This is a genomic window from Flavobacterium melibiosi (assembly GCF_048158545.1).
GTDB lineage: Bacteria > Bacteroidota > Bacteroidia > Flavobacteriales > Flavobacteriaceae > Flavobacterium > Flavobacterium melibiosi.
In genome coordinates this window covers 363,701-381,048 of the sequence record NZ_JBLNKU010000001.1, presented here as the reverse complement: position 1 = coordinate 381,048, position 17,348 = coordinate 363,701, and the positions used below count along the sequence as shown (strand labels likewise).

Annotated in this window: 12 protein-coding genes and 1 tRNA gene; 2 read left to right on the top strand and 11 right to left on the bottom strand. The window is 34.4% G+C overall.

The window, feature by feature from the left end; translation table 11 throughout:
* Positions 1-13: 13 nt before the first annotated feature.
* The 6 genes from ACM55F_RS01605 to ACM55F_RS01580 are packed head-to-tail and all read right to left on the bottom strand — an operon-like array spanning position 14 to position 8,324.
* Complete coding sequence (locus tag ACM55F_RS01605) at positions 14-1,366, bottom strand: quinol:cytochrome C oxidoreductase (protein WP_416851942.1); 1,353 nt, start codon at positions 1,364-1,366, stop codon at positions 14-16.
* A 27-nt stretch (positions 1,367-1,393) separates the two neighbouring features.
* Entirely contained in the window at positions 1,394-1,939 is a 546-nt protein-coding gene (locus ACM55F_RS01600; RefSeq protein WP_416851941.1) for a c-type cytochrome, read from the bottom strand.
* Positions 1,940-1,947: 8 nt separating this feature from the next.
* Positions 1,948-2,472: a DUF3341 domain-containing protein gene (locus ACM55F_RS01595; protein WP_314898422.1), complete on the bottom strand. Its 525-nt coding sequence runs from the start codon at positions 2,470-2,472 to the stop codon at positions 1,948-1,950.
* Positions 2,465-3,868: an NrfD/PsrC family molybdoenzyme membrane anchor subunit gene (nrfD, locus tag ACM55F_RS01590; protein WP_314898424.1), complete on the bottom strand. Its 1,404-nt coding sequence runs from the start codon at positions 3,866-3,868 to the stop codon at positions 2,465-2,467. The genes ACM55F_RS01595 and nrfD overlap by 8 nt, the downstream gene beginning before the upstream one ends.
* Positions 3,869-3,906: 38 nt before the next feature.
* Entirely contained in the window at positions 3,907-6,963 is a 3,057-nt protein-coding gene (locus ACM55F_RS01585) for a TAT-variant-translocated molybdopterin oxidoreductase (protein WP_416851940.1), read from the bottom strand.
* 29 nt (positions 6,964-6,992) lie between these two features.
* Positions 6,993-8,324: a cytochrome c3 family protein gene (locus ACM55F_RS01580; RefSeq protein ID WP_416851939.1), complete on the bottom strand. Its 1,332-nt coding sequence runs from the start codon at positions 8,322-8,324 to the stop codon at positions 6,993-6,995.
* Between the two features lie 218 nt (positions 8,325-8,542).
* Here ACM55F_RS01580 and ACM55F_RS01575 point away from each other — a divergent pair, with 218 nt between their 5' ends.
* On the top strand, positions 8,543-8,932 hold the full coding sequence (locus ACM55F_RS01575; protein ID WP_416851938.1) for an SPOR domain-containing protein: 390 nt from the start codon (positions 8,543-8,545) through the stop codon (positions 8,930-8,932).
* A gap of 171 nt (positions 8,933-9,103) precedes the next feature.
* On the opposite strand, the gene ACM55F_RS01570 is transcribed toward ACM55F_RS01575, so the two are convergent.
* The 4 genes from ACM55F_RS01570 to rimP all read right to left on the bottom strand — a co-directional run bounded on the left by ACM55F_RS01570 (position 9,104) and on the right by rimP (position 16,113).
* Positions 9,104-11,227, bottom strand: coding sequence for a S9 family peptidase (locus ACM55F_RS01570; RefSeq protein WP_416851937.1), 2,124 nt, complete (start codon positions 11,225-11,227; stop codon positions 9,104-9,106).
* Between the two features lie 144 nt (positions 11,228-11,371).
* On the bottom strand, positions 11,372-14,269 hold the full coding sequence (gene infB / locus ACM55F_RS01565) for a translation initiation factor IF-2 (protein ID WP_416851936.1): 2,898 nt from the start codon (positions 14,267-14,269) through the stop codon (positions 11,372-11,374).
* Between the two features lie 112 nt (positions 14,270-14,381).
* Complete coding sequence (gene nusA / locus ACM55F_RS01560; protein WP_416851935.1) at positions 14,382-15,635, bottom strand: transcription termination factor NusA; 1,254 nt, start codon at positions 15,633-15,635, stop codon at positions 14,382-14,384.
* Positions 15,636-15,648: 13 nt separating this feature from the next.
* The gene (rimP, locus tag ACM55F_RS01555; RefSeq protein WP_416851934.1) at positions 15,649-16,113 is read right to left on the bottom strand and encodes a ribosome assembly cofactor RimP; all 465 of its coding nucleotides are present in this window, start codon (positions 16,111-16,113) and stop codon (positions 15,649-15,651) included.
* A gap of 177 nt (positions 16,114-16,290) precedes the next feature.
* Here rimP and ACM55F_RS01550 point away from each other — a divergent pair, with 177 nt between their 5' ends.
* Positions 16,291-17,115, top strand: a complete 825-nt coding sequence (locus ACM55F_RS01550; RefSeq protein ID WP_416851933.1) for a universal stress protein — start codon at positions 16,291-16,293, stop codon at positions 17,113-17,115.
* A 119-nt stretch (positions 17,116-17,234) separates the two neighbouring features.
* Here ACM55F_RS01550 and ACM55F_RS01545 read toward each other — a convergent pair.
* Positions 17,235-17,305 (bottom strand) — tRNA-Gln (locus ACM55F_RS01545).
* Positions 17,306-17,348: the final 43 nt, after the last annotated feature.

The following is a 17,348-nucleotide window of genomic DNA, read 5'->3' as shown; positions in this document are numbered from 1 at the left end:
TTTTCTTTAAATATTAATAATGAAAATGTTTACTTTCTTCTATAAATGGATTTCTTTTTGGCAACAAAGGAGCTTTAGTCAATGCTGTAAAAACAACATAAATAAATAATCCTAGAAAGAAAAGAACCGATGCAATTTCTGAAATTCCGATAAACCATCTATCTCCAACTGTTCCTGGCATTATCATATTAAAGAAATCAATATAATGTCCTAGCAATATTACAATACCTGCCATTACTAGTACCCATGTAATTCTTTTGAAATCTGTATTTATCAAAATCAAAATTGGAAACAAGAAGTTCATCACAACAGCACCAAAGAAAGGAAGATTATACAATTGTATTCTTGTTATAAAATAAGTAACCTCTTCTGGAATATTCGCATACCATATCAACATGAATTGTGAAAACCATAAGTAAGTCCAAAAAACACTTATTCCAAACATAAATTTGGCTAAATCATGAATATGACTTGTATTAACATGTTCTAAATATCCTCTTGATTTTAAATACAACGTTACCATAGTAATCATAGTGATACCGCTTACAAAAAAACTGGCAAAAACATACCAACCAAATAATGTACTGAACCAATGAGGATCAATAGACATAATCCAATCCCATGACATAATCGATTCTGACACGATGAAGAAAACTAAAAATCCTGCAGATATTTTAAAATTCTTTTTGTACAAATTATCATCTGTAGCTTCATCCTGCGCTAAACAATTTTTTCTAGAATAATAACGGTATAAATTCCATCCAAATAAAAATATAGCCGCTCTAACAATCCAAAAAGGAAAATTTAAATACCCAGCTTTCGTTTGGATTATTTTATCGTGAGCTACCACTTCAGGATCTAACCAAATAAATAAATGATTAAAATGCAAACCACATAACACCAAGAAAATAAAAAATAAAACTGATCCTATCGGTAAATATGCAGTTATACCTTGCATTACTCTAAACAGAACCGGAGACCATCCAGCTTGTGCTACTTGTTGTATAGCATAAAAAGCTAATACACCCATTGAAATAAGCAAGAAGAAAATACAAGCAACATATAATGCGGCCCATGGCTTATTTTGCAGTTGATGCAAAACATGTGTTAAATGTTCTTTGTGTTCAGTAGCTTCTTTAGCATCTGTTGCTTCTTTGTGTTCCGCTGCCACTTCATTTTCTTTGTGAGAAGAATTTGAAACTTCATGCTGAACTTCACCATGACCACCATGACTATCAGCAGCAAGCAGATTCTCAACTTCTTGAATATCTTTTGGTGCAGTTAAAAAACCATATCCAATTCCTAAAAGACCAACAGCCATTAAGATGAAAGAAAAAGTTTTTAATTTACTTGAAAATGTATACATATCTATTACGATCAGTTTGTTCAACAATTATAATTCGCTTTTTAGTTTTAGAACATAGTCAGTAACTAACCATCGTTCATGGGCACTCAATTGATTAGCGTGTGAACCCATTGCATTTAAACCATACGTTATTACGTGAAAGACACTTCCTTCAGTAATTGGTCTGTCAGCATAGCTTGGTACTCCAAGAAATTTTTCTCTTTCAACTAATTTACCTTTACCGTTTCCAGTTGCACCGTGACAACTTACACAATAAATTTCAAAAAGTGCTTTCCCCTCTTCAGAATTAGTACTCAATGAATCTAATGGTGACTTAAGATTAGCTTTTGCCAATTCGTAACCAGCAGTAGAATTTTCATAATCATAAACATCGAATCCTCTGTTTATAGTTCCTGATACAGGAAGTTGACCTTCTTTACCATTGTTAAATGCATCCGATTCAGCATAAGTTTCATACCCAACTGACTCATACATATTTGGAAAATACTGATAGTTTGGCGCTGCATTATTATGACAAGACGCAACTAAAATAGTTAAACCAAATAAAAGTGTTATTTTATATATCCTTTTCATAGCTATGATTACTGCTTTTCTATTACTTTAACTTCTACTGCTCCTGTGTTTTTGAAAAATGAAACTAACTCTTCTTCATTATCATTTATAGCAACTTCCATCAAAAAATGATCATCTGTTGTTCTCACATCTGGATTCTCAGCCTGCTTAAATGGCCATAATTTACTTCTCATATAAAAAGTAATAACCATTAAATGCGCCGCAAAAAAAACAGTCTCTTCAAACATAATTGGCACGAATGCCGGCATATTTTCTATGTAACTAAAACTTGGTTTTCCACCAATATCCTGTGGCCAATCCTGAATCATTATATAGTTCATCATCCAAGTTCCAAAAGACAAACCAATCAATCCATAAATAAAAGCACAGATAGCTAACCTTGTAGGAGCAAGCCCCATCGCTTTATCCAAACCGTGTACCGGAAAAGGAGTAAAAACTTCTTCAATATGATGATGTGCTGCACGCGTTTTTTTAACGGCATCCATCAATATATCATCGTCATTGTATATGGCGTATATTACTTTATTACTCATGATGTAAATCTTTATTTGCTTCTCTTTCTCTTTTATAATTATCTCCAGTCCCTTTTAATATTGTTTTTACTTCCGCTTGAGCAATTACCGGGAATGTTCTAGAATATAATAAAAACAACACAAAGAAGAAACCTATTGTTCCAATAAAAATACCAATATCAACGAATGTCGGTGAGAACATTGTCCAAGAAGATGGTAAGTAATCCCTATGTAAAGAAGTTACAATAATTACAAATCTTTCAAACCACATTCCAATATTTACTACAATTGAAATTATAAAAGAAAACATAATACTTGTTCTCAATTTTTTGAACCACATGAATTGTGGTGAAAATACGTTACAAGTCATCATTGACCAATATGCCCACCAGTAAGGTCCCGTAGCTCTGTTTAAGAAAGCATATTGTTCGTATTCTACACCAGAGTACCAAGCAATGAAAAGCTCAGTAATATAGGCAACACCTACTATAGAACCTGTAATCATAATTACAATATTCATTAATTCTATGTGTTGAATTGTAATATAACCTTCTAAATTAGATACTTTTCTCATAATGATAAGCAAAGTATTTACCATTGCAAATCCTGAGAAAACCGCTCCAGCAACAAAGTATGGAGGGAAGATTGTAGTGTGCCATCCAGGGATAACTGAAGTAGCAAAGTCCATCGATACAATAGTGTGTACAGAAAGTACAAGTGGAGTAGCCAAACCTGCAAGAACCAAAGAAACTTCTTCAAAACGTTGCCAGTCTTTAGCTCTACCGCTCCATCCAAAGCTTAATATTGAGTAAACTCTTTTATTAAAAGGAGTTATTGCTCTATCACGTAACATCGCAAAATCAGGCAACAAACCAGTCCACCAGAAAACTAATGAAACAGAAAGATATGTTGAAATTGCAAATACATCCCAAAGTAATGGCGAGTTAAAATTTACCCAAAGAGAACCGAATTGATTCGGAATTGGTAAAACCCAATATGCTAACCATGGACGACCCATGTGAATGATTGGAAATAAACCTGCTTGAATAACTGAGAAAATTGTCATTGCTTCTGCAGAACGGTTAATAGCCATTCTCCATCGTTGACGGAAAAGTAATAATACAGCAGAAATTAAGGTCCCTGCGTGACCAATACCAACCCACCAAACAAAGTTCGTGATATCCCAAGCCCAACCAACTGTTTTATTTAATCCCCATGTTCCAATACCTGTAGATACGGTGTAAATTATACAGCCTAATCCCCAAAGGAAGGCTATTAATGCGATTGAAAATACAATCCACCAATGTTTGTTTGCTTTACCCTCAACAGGTGCAGCTACATCTACAGTTACATCGTGATAAGATTTATCACCTATAACTAAAGGTTTTCTAATGGTTGCTTCGTAGTGAGACGACATAATCCTTTATATTGATTCTTAATTAATTATTTTTTGTACTAGGTATTTCTAACTTTAACGTGATAAATCACATTTGGTTTTGTTCCAACATGCTCCAATAAATGATACATTCTATCATCAGCAGCTAATTTAGCTACTTCCGCTTCTTTATCATTTACATCTCCAAAAATCATTGCTCCTGTAGAACAAGCATTTGAACATGCAGTTTGGAATTCACCATCTACGATTGCTCTTCCTTCTCTTTTTGCTTTTAAAATTGTTGACTGTGTCATTTGAATACACATAGAACATTTTTCCATAACTCCACGAGAACGAACATTAACATCTGGATTTAATACCATACGCCCTAAATCGTCATTCATGTGATAATCGAATTCACTGTTTTTGTTGTACAAGAACCAGTTAAAACGACGCACTTTGTATGGACAGTTGTTAGCACAGTAACGTGTACCAACACATCTGTTATACGCCATATGATTTTGACCTTGACGACCATGTGAAGTTGCAGCAACTGGGCAAACCGTTTCACAAGGTGCATGATTACAATGTTGACACATTACAGGTTGAAAAGAAACTTGTGGGTTATCACCCGCTTTTTCCATTTCATTAAATGTAGATAATGAACTTGATAAACCAGCTATATTTTCTTTTCTTTTATTATCGCCTTCAAATGTACTTTCAGAAGAATAATATCTATCGATACGCAACCAGTGCATGTCGCGACTTCTTCTAACTTCTGATTTCCCAACAACTGGAACGTTATTTTCTGCATGACAAGCAATTACACAAGCACCACAACCGGTACAAGCATTTAAATCGATAGAAAGATTAAAATGATGTCCGATAGAACGGTCAAAAGAATCCCATAAATCAACTTTAGTTGCTTCTACTTCTTTGTGATCTAAAGACACCATTGGTTGTTCGTTCCACTCTTTAGCATCTTTTGTATTGAATATCTCCAAAGAAGTTTCTTTAATAATATCCCCTCTTCCCATCAATGTTTTCTGACCTTGAACACAAGCAAACTCATGTTCTCCTCCAGCTTTCACCAATGCAACAGACTGTACATTATTGAAACCTTTATATAAAGAATAGGCATTTAAACCTACCATCATTTCTTCTTTCAAAGCCGCTTTACGACCATATCCTAAAGCTAGACCAACTGTCCCAACAGCTTGTCCTGGCTGAACAATTACCGGAACATTTTCTAATTTAATTCCATCAGCAGTAGTTATAGTAGCATAACTTCCGTTTAAACCTCCGTTAGCAACAATTTCATTAGACAATTCGTATTTCTTAGCATCAGCATTCGAAACGGTAACATAATTATCCCAAGAAACTCTTGTAATTGGGTCTGGAAACTCTTGCAACCAAGGGTTATTAGCTTGCTGTCCATCTCCCATACCTGTTTTAGTATACAACACAAGTTCTAATCCTTCAGTTGCTTTTGATTTCGCTAAAGCATTTGCAGCAGCACTATAATCAGCAGAACCTGCAGATACCGTTGGTATAATACCAACAAAAACACCATCATGCAATACTTTATTCCATGAAGAACCCGAGATTAATGTTGAAGCATTAGCTTTAATATAATCATAGAATGTCCCTGAAACACCATTTAAAGACAATAAAACATCTTGAAATTGTTTAGTCTTGAAAAGAGGACGAATTGTAGGCTGTGTTATGCCGTAAGTACCTTTTGTAATACTTACATCATTCCATGATTCTAAATAATGAGGAACTGCAGCCGCTATGGTACTTACCAAAGCAGTTTCATCTTCTTTTAGAGAAAATGACACAGAGGTTTTTACTTTTTTAAGTCCTTCAACAAAAGAAATACTATCCGCTAAAGTGTAAACTGGATTAACTCCACTCATAATTAAAGTATGAACACTTCCCGCTTTCATATCATTAATTAATTGAGCCACTTTTTCATTAGATCCTTTTCTTATTTGTCTTACTCCAGAAGTACTGAAAGCCTCACTTGCCAACACTTGGTTGATAGCCAAAACTAACAATTGAGCATTTTTATCTTGAATACCTGACACCAATACCCCTTTTGAACCGGCTGCTTTTAATTGTTGAGCCGCTTTTGTAACTTCTGCTTTAAATTTATCTTCTAAACTTACAGCAACAGAAGAACCAGTTACAATATTATATATATGGACTAAAGCTTGTTTTTGATTAGCCGTAGACATCGGTAAACGTTTATCAGCAGCAGCACCAGACAAAGTCATATTAGCTTCTAGTTGAAAATGACGAGACATTTTTCCGTTTTTCGGAATTCTACCTTGAGCATAACCAGAATCATAACCCCCACCTTGCCAATCTCCTAGAAAATCTGCACCAACAGAAACTATAAGAGAAGCTTTTGAAAAATCATAATCCACCAAAGCTCTTTCACCGTAAACTGTTTCAAATGCATCAAGTGCTTCTGACGAAGAAACAGCATCATAAACTACGTGTTTTGAGTTTGGATTTTTAGCAATAAAATCAGCAATCAATTTTTCAGTTGAAGGACTTGCTAATGTATTTGTTAATAAGACAATTTGACCGCCTTTTGCTTTGGCATCATCAATACTTGACTTAATTTTTGAATCAACAACAGACCAAGTTGCATCTTTACCCTCGATTTTTGGTTCTTTCAAACGCATGTTATCATATAATGATAAGATAGACGCATGAATTCTTGCATTGGCAGTAAATTTTGCTCCAGTAATAGTATTATTATCTATTTTAATAGGACGACCTTCACGTGTTTTAACTAAAAGGTTTGCAAAATCATAACCGTCAAAAACAGAAGTTGCGTAATAATCTGCTACTCCAGGAATAATTTGCTCTGGTTGTAACACATAAGGTATTGACTTGTGCACAGGTCCTTCGCAAGCCGCAAGCGTAGCTGCCGCAGTACTAAATCCAACGTACTTTAAAAAATCACGACGTGTTGTAGAAGAAGATGACAATGCATCATTATTTCCTAAAAATTCATCTGTAGGAATTTCTTCAACAAATTCGTTGTTTTTAAGCGCCTCAACAATAGAACTATTTCCGTCTAGTTCTTCAACACTTTTCCAGTATTTTTTGTTTGATGACATATATAAATATTAAAATCTTAATAATTTGATTAATAGTGACATTTACCACATTCTAAACCTCCCATTTGCGCAGCAGTCAATTTGTCTACACCATATTTTTTAGAAAGCTGTTCATGGATTTTAGCATAATATTCATTGCCTTCCATCTTAACATCTGTTTTTCTGTGGCAATCAACACACCAACCCATTGTAAGCGGAGCGAACTGTTTTTGAATTTCATATTCCTGAACTGGACCATGACAAGTCTGACATTCAATTCCTGCAACCGTAACGTGTTGTGAGTGATTAAAATAAACAAAATCAGGCAAGTTATGAATTCGAACCCATTTTACAGGCTGCGTTTTTCCAGTATAAGATTGAGTTGTTTTATCCCAACCCACTGCTGTATATAATTTTTGGATTTGCTCATCATAAAATGCTTTGCTGTATTCAGGAGTAGCAGTAGTTTCAGCAACTTCTGAAATATTTTTATGACAGTTCATACAAACATTCAACGAAGGAATACCTGCATTTTTACTTACACGCGCAGCAGAGTGACAATATTTACAATTTATTTCATTATCCCCAGCATGTATCTTGTGTGAATAATGAATTGGCTGAATTGGCGCATAATCTTGATCAACACCAACCTGCATTAAAAAACCATACACAAAATAAGCACCTGACAACAATAGAAAAATTGAAGTAACTAAGACTAAAAATTGATTTCTTGCAAATGCTTTCCAAATTGGCAATGTTGCTTCTTTTGGCGCAACTTCTATTCCATTTGATTTAGCAACTTTTCGCAAAACATTGTTTACTAAAAACAACATTACTACAAGCATTGCCATAACAAGCGCCAGAGCACCTAGAATAACATTATTTGAAATACCACCGCTTTCAGTACCTGCAGTACCAGCTGCCGCAACAGCACCTGCCACTACCGGAGCTTCCGCTTTTGGCTCTGAGGTATACGCAATAATATTATCAATATCCCCAGTTGACAATTGAGGAAAAGCAGTCATTACTGCTTTATTGTTTTCATCAAAAACTTTTACAGCTTGAGCATCACCAGATTTAATCAAATCAGAGCTATTACTAACCCATTTGTAAATCCACGACATTTCATACTTACCAGACACACCTCTAAGAGCTGGACCCGTAGATTTCGCATCTAATTTATGACATGCAGCACAATTTGCATTAAAAAGTTCTTTACCTTTTACAGCATCTCCACCTGTTGCCGCAGCAGGAGCTGCAGACGCATCGACTGCTGCAGGTGCAGCGTCTTGAGCAAATGAAGTTAGAGAGAAAATTAGCGTTAAAGCTAAGCCTAAATATAATTTTCTTGACATCGAATTATGGTTACCCACCTTTTTCATATAGTATAATGATTATCCACTAAAATTGGTACGGTTTTTTCTATAAACATTTTGAGAAAAAACGAATACATTATTTTAAAACTTGGACAAAAATACGACTTAAGAACTATTCTCAAAACCTTAAAATAGTCTTAAATTCAATTTATATTAATTCTAAATAATATTTATTATTTCGTTTCAATCTATAAATAGTACTTTTGCACAAAAACTATCACATTATGAGAATTTTAACAAATAGAAAAGCCTTTTTTTACGCAGTTACTTTATGCCTCACCACAAGCTATATAAATGCCCAAGATGCAAATATCTCAGTAAGTCAAGACCCTAAATTCGAACAATTACTAAATGAAAAAAGAAAAACAAACGTTTCAAATGCTGTAAATGACCGGTATAAAATTCAAATTTTTAGTGGCGAAAGTGAAAAGGCAAAGAAAACATTGATCGAATTCAAACAAGAATTTAGCGACATCGACGGAACAATCGTATTCAACACCCCTAACTATAAGGTTTGGATTGGGAATTTTAAAACACGGATTGAAGCAGAAAGAAATCTAATTGAGATTAGAAAAAAATACAATAACGTGCATTTGATAAAACCTAACAAATAAAATTTATCTTTATTTTAAATTGCAACATTCAAAAGAAATCACCAATAAAAAACAACTAAAAAAAGCAAGTCGAATAAAGTTGCTTTTTTGTTTTTTAACCATCATTACGGGTACAAAATCAGAGACATTTACAGCATTCCTGACTAGCACTTAGAAGAGCGGATACCCAAACTACTTAATGATTCCTTCTAAGGTGAATAAGAACGAATAGGCTAGAGATACATCTTTTAAATAATCAAAACGTCCACTCGCACCGCCGTGGCCAAATTCCATATTCGTTTTAAGTAACAAAACATTATTATCCGTTTTTGTGGCTCTTAGTTTAGCAACCCATTTTGCAGGTTCAAAATATTGCACTTGACTGTCATGTAATCCTGTGGTTACTAACATATTTGGATACCTTTTCGCTTCGATATTTTCATATGGACTATAACTCTTCATATAAAAATAGGCTTCTTTATTTTTCGGATTTCCCCATTCGTCAAATTCATTTGTGGTCAACGGAATACTTTCGTCCAACATCGTGTTAACAACATCTACAAACGGTACAGCCGCAATAATTCCATGCCACATTTCCGGAGCCATATTTGCAACTGCACCCATTAGTAATCCCCCAGCACTTCCTCCATTAGCATACAAATGATCTTTGCTAGTATAGTTTTCATTGATTAAGAATTGACCACAATCAATAAAATCCGTGAAGGTATTTTTCTTTTTCATCATTTTACCGTCTTCATACCATTGCCTCCCCATTTCTTGACCACCACGTATGTGCGCAATCGCAAAAACAAAACCTCTGTCTAACAAACTTAAACGCGTACTGCTGAAACCCGCATCCGAGCTACTCCCATAACTACCATAAGAATAAAGCAGCAATGGCGCTTTACCGTCTTTCTTAAAACCTTTTTTATACACTAATGAGATTGGAATCTTTGTTCCATCAATTGCAGTGGCATACAAACGTTCCGAAACATATTCGGAAGCTTTATAATCCCCAATGACTTCCTGTTGTTTCATCAGCTTTTTGTCACGGGTCAATAGGTTATAATCATAAGTGGAATTGGGGATAGTTAAGGAAGTGTAACCGTAACGTAAAGTTGTGCTGTTGTATTCTTGATTTGCACCGAAATAAGCTGTGTAAGTTGCTTCTCCAAAATTAAGGTAATGTTCCGAATTATCTATTAAATTCTTAACACACATGGTTACCAATCCACCTTTTCGTTCATTAATAACGATAAAATCTTTAAATTCTTCTATGTCCTGCAGCAATACCTCTTTTCGATGTGGTATAACTTCTTTCCAATTGTCCGCATTGGTATTATTTAATGAACATTCCATTAATTTAAAATTCAAAGCCCTATCTTTATTAGTCCGAATTAAAAACTTATCTACCAATGGGACAATATCATATAAAACATCTTTCATACGTTGCTGAAATACTTTAAATACATCATTTGGTTTTAAAGCATCAATCATTCTAAATTCTGAAGACATGGTTGAACGGGATACAATGAAAATGTATTTACTGTTTTTGCTTTTCCCAACACCTATATAGTTACTCTTATCTTTTTCGTCGTATACAATAACATCTTTTACAGAACCCAACACATGGCGCTTTATCTTTTCAGACAAAAGTGTTATAGGGTTTTTGAACGTATAAAAAAATGTTTTGTTATCATTAGCCCAACAAGGATCACCTTCTGTATTTACAACAATGTCTTTCAGGATTTTACCTGTTTCAAGATTTTTTATATAGATAGTATATTGTCTTCTGCTTACTTCATCCACCCCAAAAGCCAATAGTTTATTATTTTCGCTTACAGCAAATCCTGAAGCAGCATAATAAGGATGTCCTTCGGCCATTTTATCAATATCCAGCAACACTTCTTCTACAGCATCCAAGCTTCCTTTTTTACGACAGTATTTGTAATATTGCTTTCCTTCTTCCGTTCTTGAATAATAGTAATACCCATTTTTAAAGACTGGTAAACTTTCATCTTTTTCTTTTATTCTGGCTTTCATTTCCTGGAACAAATCGACTTGCATCTTTTTCGTACCGATCATTGAAATTTCTAAATATGCATTTTCCGCTTTCAAATAATCAACCACTTTAGTACTATCAGGCCCTTTTCCAAAATAATCATACATCCAATAATAATTGTCCAATACTTTGTCATCGTGAATTGTACGCCAATGTACTTTTTTTTCTGCAACTGGAGTTGCTACAGGTTGAAATTGCGCACTTACAATTGCTTTAAAAAAAAACATACTTAATAATACTAATGTCTTATTCATAATTCATTTGATTTTTATTACGTTTATAAATATTTTCAACTGTCACTTCCACAATAGCATAACTCTATTTATATCAAAACATTAACCCTAAGGTAAAAAAAAATCCCGACGAATCGGGATTTTAATTTTTAATATATTGAAATTTTATTTCAATTTCTTTTTAACTGCTACCTCATGGTACGATTCAATAACATCTCTTTCTTCAATGTCATTATAACCTTTTACTTGAATACCACAATCGTATCCTTTAGCTACTTCTTTTACATCATCTTTGAAACGTTTCAACGCTAACAATTCTCCTGTAAACACAACAACACCTTCTCTAATGATTCTCATTTTAGCACTTCTGGCAATTTTACCATCCATTACCATACAACCTGCAATTGAACCAACTTTAGAGATTTTGAATATCTCTCTAATCTCAGCAGTACCAAGAATTTCTTCTTTCATTTCAGGAGCTAACATTCCTTCCATTGCATCTTTCAAGTCATCGATCGCTGCATAAATAATAGAGTAGTAACGGATATCGATTTCCTCTTTGTCAGCTAATTGTCTTGCATTTCCTGCAGGACGAACATTAAATCCGATAATAATTGCATCTGAAGCAGAAGCTAACATTACGTCAGTTTCTGTAATTGCCCCAACACCTTTATGAATAATATTAATTTGAATTTCTTCAGTAGATAATTTAGAGAACGAATCAGACAATGCTTCAACAGAACCATCTACATCTCCTTTAAGGATAATGTTCAATTCTTTAAATTGACCCAATGCAATTCTACGTCCAATTTCATCTAATGTAATATGACGTTGTGTACGTACGGATTGCTCACGCATCAATTGAGAACGTTTTGAAGCAATTTGTTTAGCTTCTTTCTCATCTTCAAAAATATTGAACTTATCACCCGCAGTTGCTGCTCCATCAAGACCTAGAACTGAAACTGGAGTCGAAGGACCCGCAACAGTAACTACATTCCCTCTTTCATCATGCATGGCTTTAATTTTACCATGATGCTTACCAGCCAACATATAATCTCCAATTTTCAAAGTTCCGTTTTGAACTAATATCGTAGAAACATATCCTTTTCCTTTATCAAGGAAAGCCTCAACAACAGTTCCAGAAGCCGCTTTATTTGGATTTGCTTTCAAATCTAAAAGTTCCGCTTCTAACAATACTTTTTCTAATAATTCTTTAACACCAGTACCTACTTTCGCAGAAATATCATGTGATTGAATTTTTCCTCCCCAATCTTCTACAAGTAAATTCATACCTGCTAATCTTTCTTTTACTTTTTCAGGATTAGCATTTGGCTTATCAATTTTATTGATAGCAAATATGATAGGAACCCCAGCTGCTTGAGCATGGCTAATTGCTTCTTTAGTTTGCGGCATGATGTCATCATCAGCAGCAATCACAATAATAGCAATATCTGTAACTTGAGCACCACGCGCACGCATCGCAGTAAACGCTTCGTGACCCGGTGTATCTAAGAATGCAATTTTTTGTCCGTTATCTAAAGTTACTCCGTAGGCACCAATATGTTGTGTTATTCCTCCAGACTCACCTGCAATTACGTTTTCTTTACGAATGTAATCCAGTAACGATGTTTTACCGTGATCGACGTGCCCCATTACCGTTACAATTGGCGCTCTGAAAACTAAATCTTCTTCTCTGTCTTCAACAACCTGAATTGCTTCTTCGATGTCTACAGTGATAAATTCAACTTCATAACCAAATTCATCAGCAACGATAGTCAATGTTTCTGCATCAAGACGTTGATTCATGGTAACCATGATTCCAAGTGACATACACGTACCAATAACTTTAGTAATTGGCACATCCATCATGATAGCAATTTCACCTACAGTAACAAACTCAGTAACCTTAATAGTTTTACTTCCTTCGTCAATAGCTCTTTGCTCATCATCAGATTTCTGACGGTGCGTATCTCTTTTATCTCTTCTATATTTAGCCGCTTTAGATTTACCACCTTTACCTTGTAATTTTTCTAAAGTCTCTCTAATCTGATTTTTAACTTCTTCTTCAGTAGGCTCCACTTTTGCAACAATTGCAGGTCTGTTTCCTTTTACAAAACCAGGTCTTGCACTTCTGTTAGCATTGAATCCACCGCCACCTACATTAGGTGTAATCTTATTAGGATTTGGCGCACCAGGAACTCCCGGTGTTGCAGGCGGTCTAGGAGCACCCGGTTTAGGAGCAATCCTTTTACGCTTGTTTTTATTTGCATTGGCTGCAGCCGAACCTGGAGCACCGGGTTTATTCGGAGTGATTTTTGGCTCTTCTTTTTTCTTTTTCGGTTTGTTGAATTGAGATAAATCAATTATTTGACCCGTTAAAGTAGTTCCCGATAGTTTTTGATATTGCGTTGTGATGGTTTCATCAACAGGTGCTTCATCAACCTTAACTGCTTCGGTTTTCGCAACCACTTTTGGTTCAGCAGGGACTTCTTTTACAGTCTCTGTTTTAACCTCTTTTATCCCAACAACAGGTTTTACCTCTTTTTTGTCTGAAACAACTTTTTCTTCCAAAGGTTTTTCTGGTGACGGTTTTTCTGCTGAAACTTCTTTTTGAACAGCTTTTACCTCAGGCACTTTAGCCACGGGAATCTCCGCTTTTTCAACAGCTTTTACAGGTGGAACGATTGAAGGTTTCTTAGGATTAAGATCAATCTTACCCACTTGAACAGGACCTGCTATAACAGCTCTCGCTTTTATAACCTCTTGCTGCTTAAGACGCTCTTCCTCTATTTTACGTTTGTCTTCGATTTCTTTCTCTCGTTCTAAACGCAAAGCTTCTTTTTCTTTTCTTTTCTCTTCCCCTACTTCTTTAGAAGCCTCCTTATTCCCTTTGTCACCTGCAAACTGACCGCACAAGACATTGTATACATCATCAGAAATTTTTGCGTTTGGATTTGCTTCAATAGCAATCCCCTTATCTTTTAGATAATCCACAGCTCTTTCTAAAGAAATATTCAATTCCCTTAAAACTTTGTTTATTCTAATAATTCTCTCTTCAGACATAAAACCTTTTTATTATTACCTTTTTTGTTATTCCTCACTTTACTCCCAACTCGATACCTACCGAGCAAGAATTAATTGTAAAGTGGCATGTTTATCGTTGAAGACACATTGACTAACTGTCAAATTCTTCTTTCAATATTCTCATTACATCCAGAATAGTTTCCTCTTCCAGGTCTGTTCTTCTTACTAAATCTTCTACTTCTTGTTTTAAGATACTTTTTGCTGTATCCAAACCAATTTTTGCAAATTCTTCAATAACCCAGTCTTCGATTTCATCTGAAAACTCAGTTAATTCAACATCATCCTCATCAGCAGTAGCACCTGCAACATCGCCTTCACGAATAACGTCTAGCTCATAACCAGTCAATAAACCTGCTAATTTAATATTGTGTCCGCCACGACCAATTGCTTTTGAAACTTCTTCAAGCTTCAAGAAAACTTCTGCTCTTTTTGTATCTTCATTTATCTTAATAGAAGACACTTTTGCAGGACTTAATGCTCTCGTTATATACAGTTGAATGTTATTTGTGTAATTAATAACATCGATATTTTCGTTTCCTAATTCACGAACAATTCCATGAATACGAGATCCTTTCATCCCCACACAAGCTCCTACCGGATCAATTCTATCGTCATAAGAATCAACGGCTACTTTTGCTTTTTCACCAGGTATTCTTACCACTTTTTTAACCATGATTAAACCGTCAAATACTTCAGGAATTTCTTGTTCAAATAATTTTTCCAAAAACTTCTCAGAAGTTCTGGACATAATAATTTGAGGTTTATTTCCTTTTAATTCAACGCTTTCTATTATTCCTCTAACATTATCTCCCTTGCGGAAAAAGTCAGAAGGTATTTGTTTTTCTTTTGGTAATATAATTTCATTTCCTTCATCATCAACCAAAATCACGACTCTTGGACGCACATGGTGTACTTCAGCAGTATAGATATCACCTATTAAATCTTTAAATTGTTTGTAAAGATTCGTGTTATCATGTTCATGAATTTTAGAAATTAAATTCTGACGTAAAGCTAAAATTGCTCTTCTTCCTAAATCAATTAATTTTACTTCTTCGGAAACTTCTTCACCAATTTCGAAATCAGGCTCAATTTTTCTAGCTTCAGTCAAAGTAATTTCAAGATGATCAAAATCTAAGTCTTCATCAGCAACGATTACTCTTCTCTGCCATATCTCCATATCTCCTTTATCAGGATTTATAATGATATCGAAATTATCATCTGAACCGTATTTTTTCTTCAATGCATTTCTAAATACATCTTCCAAAATTGCCATAAGCGTTACACGATCAATAAGTTTATCGTCTTTAAACTCTGAGAATGAATCGATTAATGCTAAATTTTCCATGCGAATTCTTTAATTAAAATGTTACTGTAACAATTGCTTCTTTAATATCTCCGTAAGGCAGTTTAAGTTCTTTTTGAACTGTTTCCTTTCCTTTTCCTATCTTTTTAGGCTCTCTTGCTTTCCAAGACAAAATTACAAAATCATCATTAGCTTCCACTAATTCCGCTTCAATTATTTCTGTCCCAGTCTTTACGATCAATGTGCGCCCTATATTTTTCTTGTATTGTCTTACTAATTTCAATGCCGACCCAACTCCTACCGAAGCTACTTCTAAAGAATAATCTTGTTCCTCACGATCCAAATTATTATCTATAAAACGACTCACATCGATACAATCCTGAAGCGCCACTCCATTATCTCCGTCCAAAGTCACAATAACCTTGAAAGCATCCGTAATAATGAGGTCTATCAAAAAAATTGATGGCTTTTCTAAAAGGCATTCCGCCAATAACGTATTTACTTTTTCTTTAAATGTCATATTTTTATAAAAAGAGGGGACATTTAGTCCCCTCATTATCTAGATTTTAATAAATAACGGTGCAAATATAGTGTTTTTTTTTATTAATTGAAATAATCGATTGCTGTTAAAATATTTCTTACCTTTAATATAGCATTAAAATAACTGTTTTTTACATAATTTAATACTTTTTTAATTATGAAACGAATTTTAGTACCAACCGATTTTTCAGAACACGCCGAGGACGCCTTGAAAGTAGCCGCACAAATTGCCAAAAAAAATAATTGCGAAATATTCTTACTGCACATGTTGGAACTTCCAAGCCAAATGAGCGACGCTATTTCTGGCGGGAGCGGCATTCCAGAAGTAATGCTATTTATAAAAAAAGCAAACGAAACCTTTCAAAAAATTAAAGAACATCCCTATTTAAATGGCATTTCAGTTAGCGAAACTGTACAATTCGAAAGAGCTTCGAATGGCATATTGTCATTCTGCAAAAAGAACAAAATTGATTTAATTATCATGGGATCACACGGATCTTCAGGAATTGAAGAAATGCTAATTGGTTCCAATACTGAAAAAGTAGTACGCCTTTCAGACATACCTGTTTTAGTTATTAAAAAAGATATCGGCAAATTTGATGCTAGAAATTTCGTTTTTGCGTCTGATTTTTCGAAAGAGATAAAAAAACCATTCAAAAAAATGATTGAATTTGCTAAAATTTTTGATGTAAATCTATTTTTAGTAATGATTTGCACTCCCAATAATTTCAAAACAACCCTAGCTTCCGAAAAAATAATGAGTGATTTTATTTCTGATTTTGATATTCAAAACTACTCCTTACACATTTTTAATGATGTGAATGTCGAAAATGGAATACTCAATTTTTCAAATACTATTAATGCCGATTTAATCGGACTTTGTACACATGGCAGAACTGGATTAGCACATTTTTTTAACGGAAGTATTAGTGAGGACCTAGTAAACCATACCGTTAAACCAGTAATTACTTTTAAAATTTGATTTTTAGTACTAAAAACAAACCTTAAAATACCAAAAAAAAAATCATCCAGCATTTACTTCAAAACTTCAACAAAATCTTTCAATAAAAAAAGCCTCTCAAAAAATTGAGAGGCTTTACGTTGGTCTACAAGGACTCGAACCTTGAAAGACTGCACCAAAAACAGTTGTGTTACCATTACACCATAGACCAGCATTGCTTTTGCTAAGCGAGTGCAAATTTAATACAAATTTTA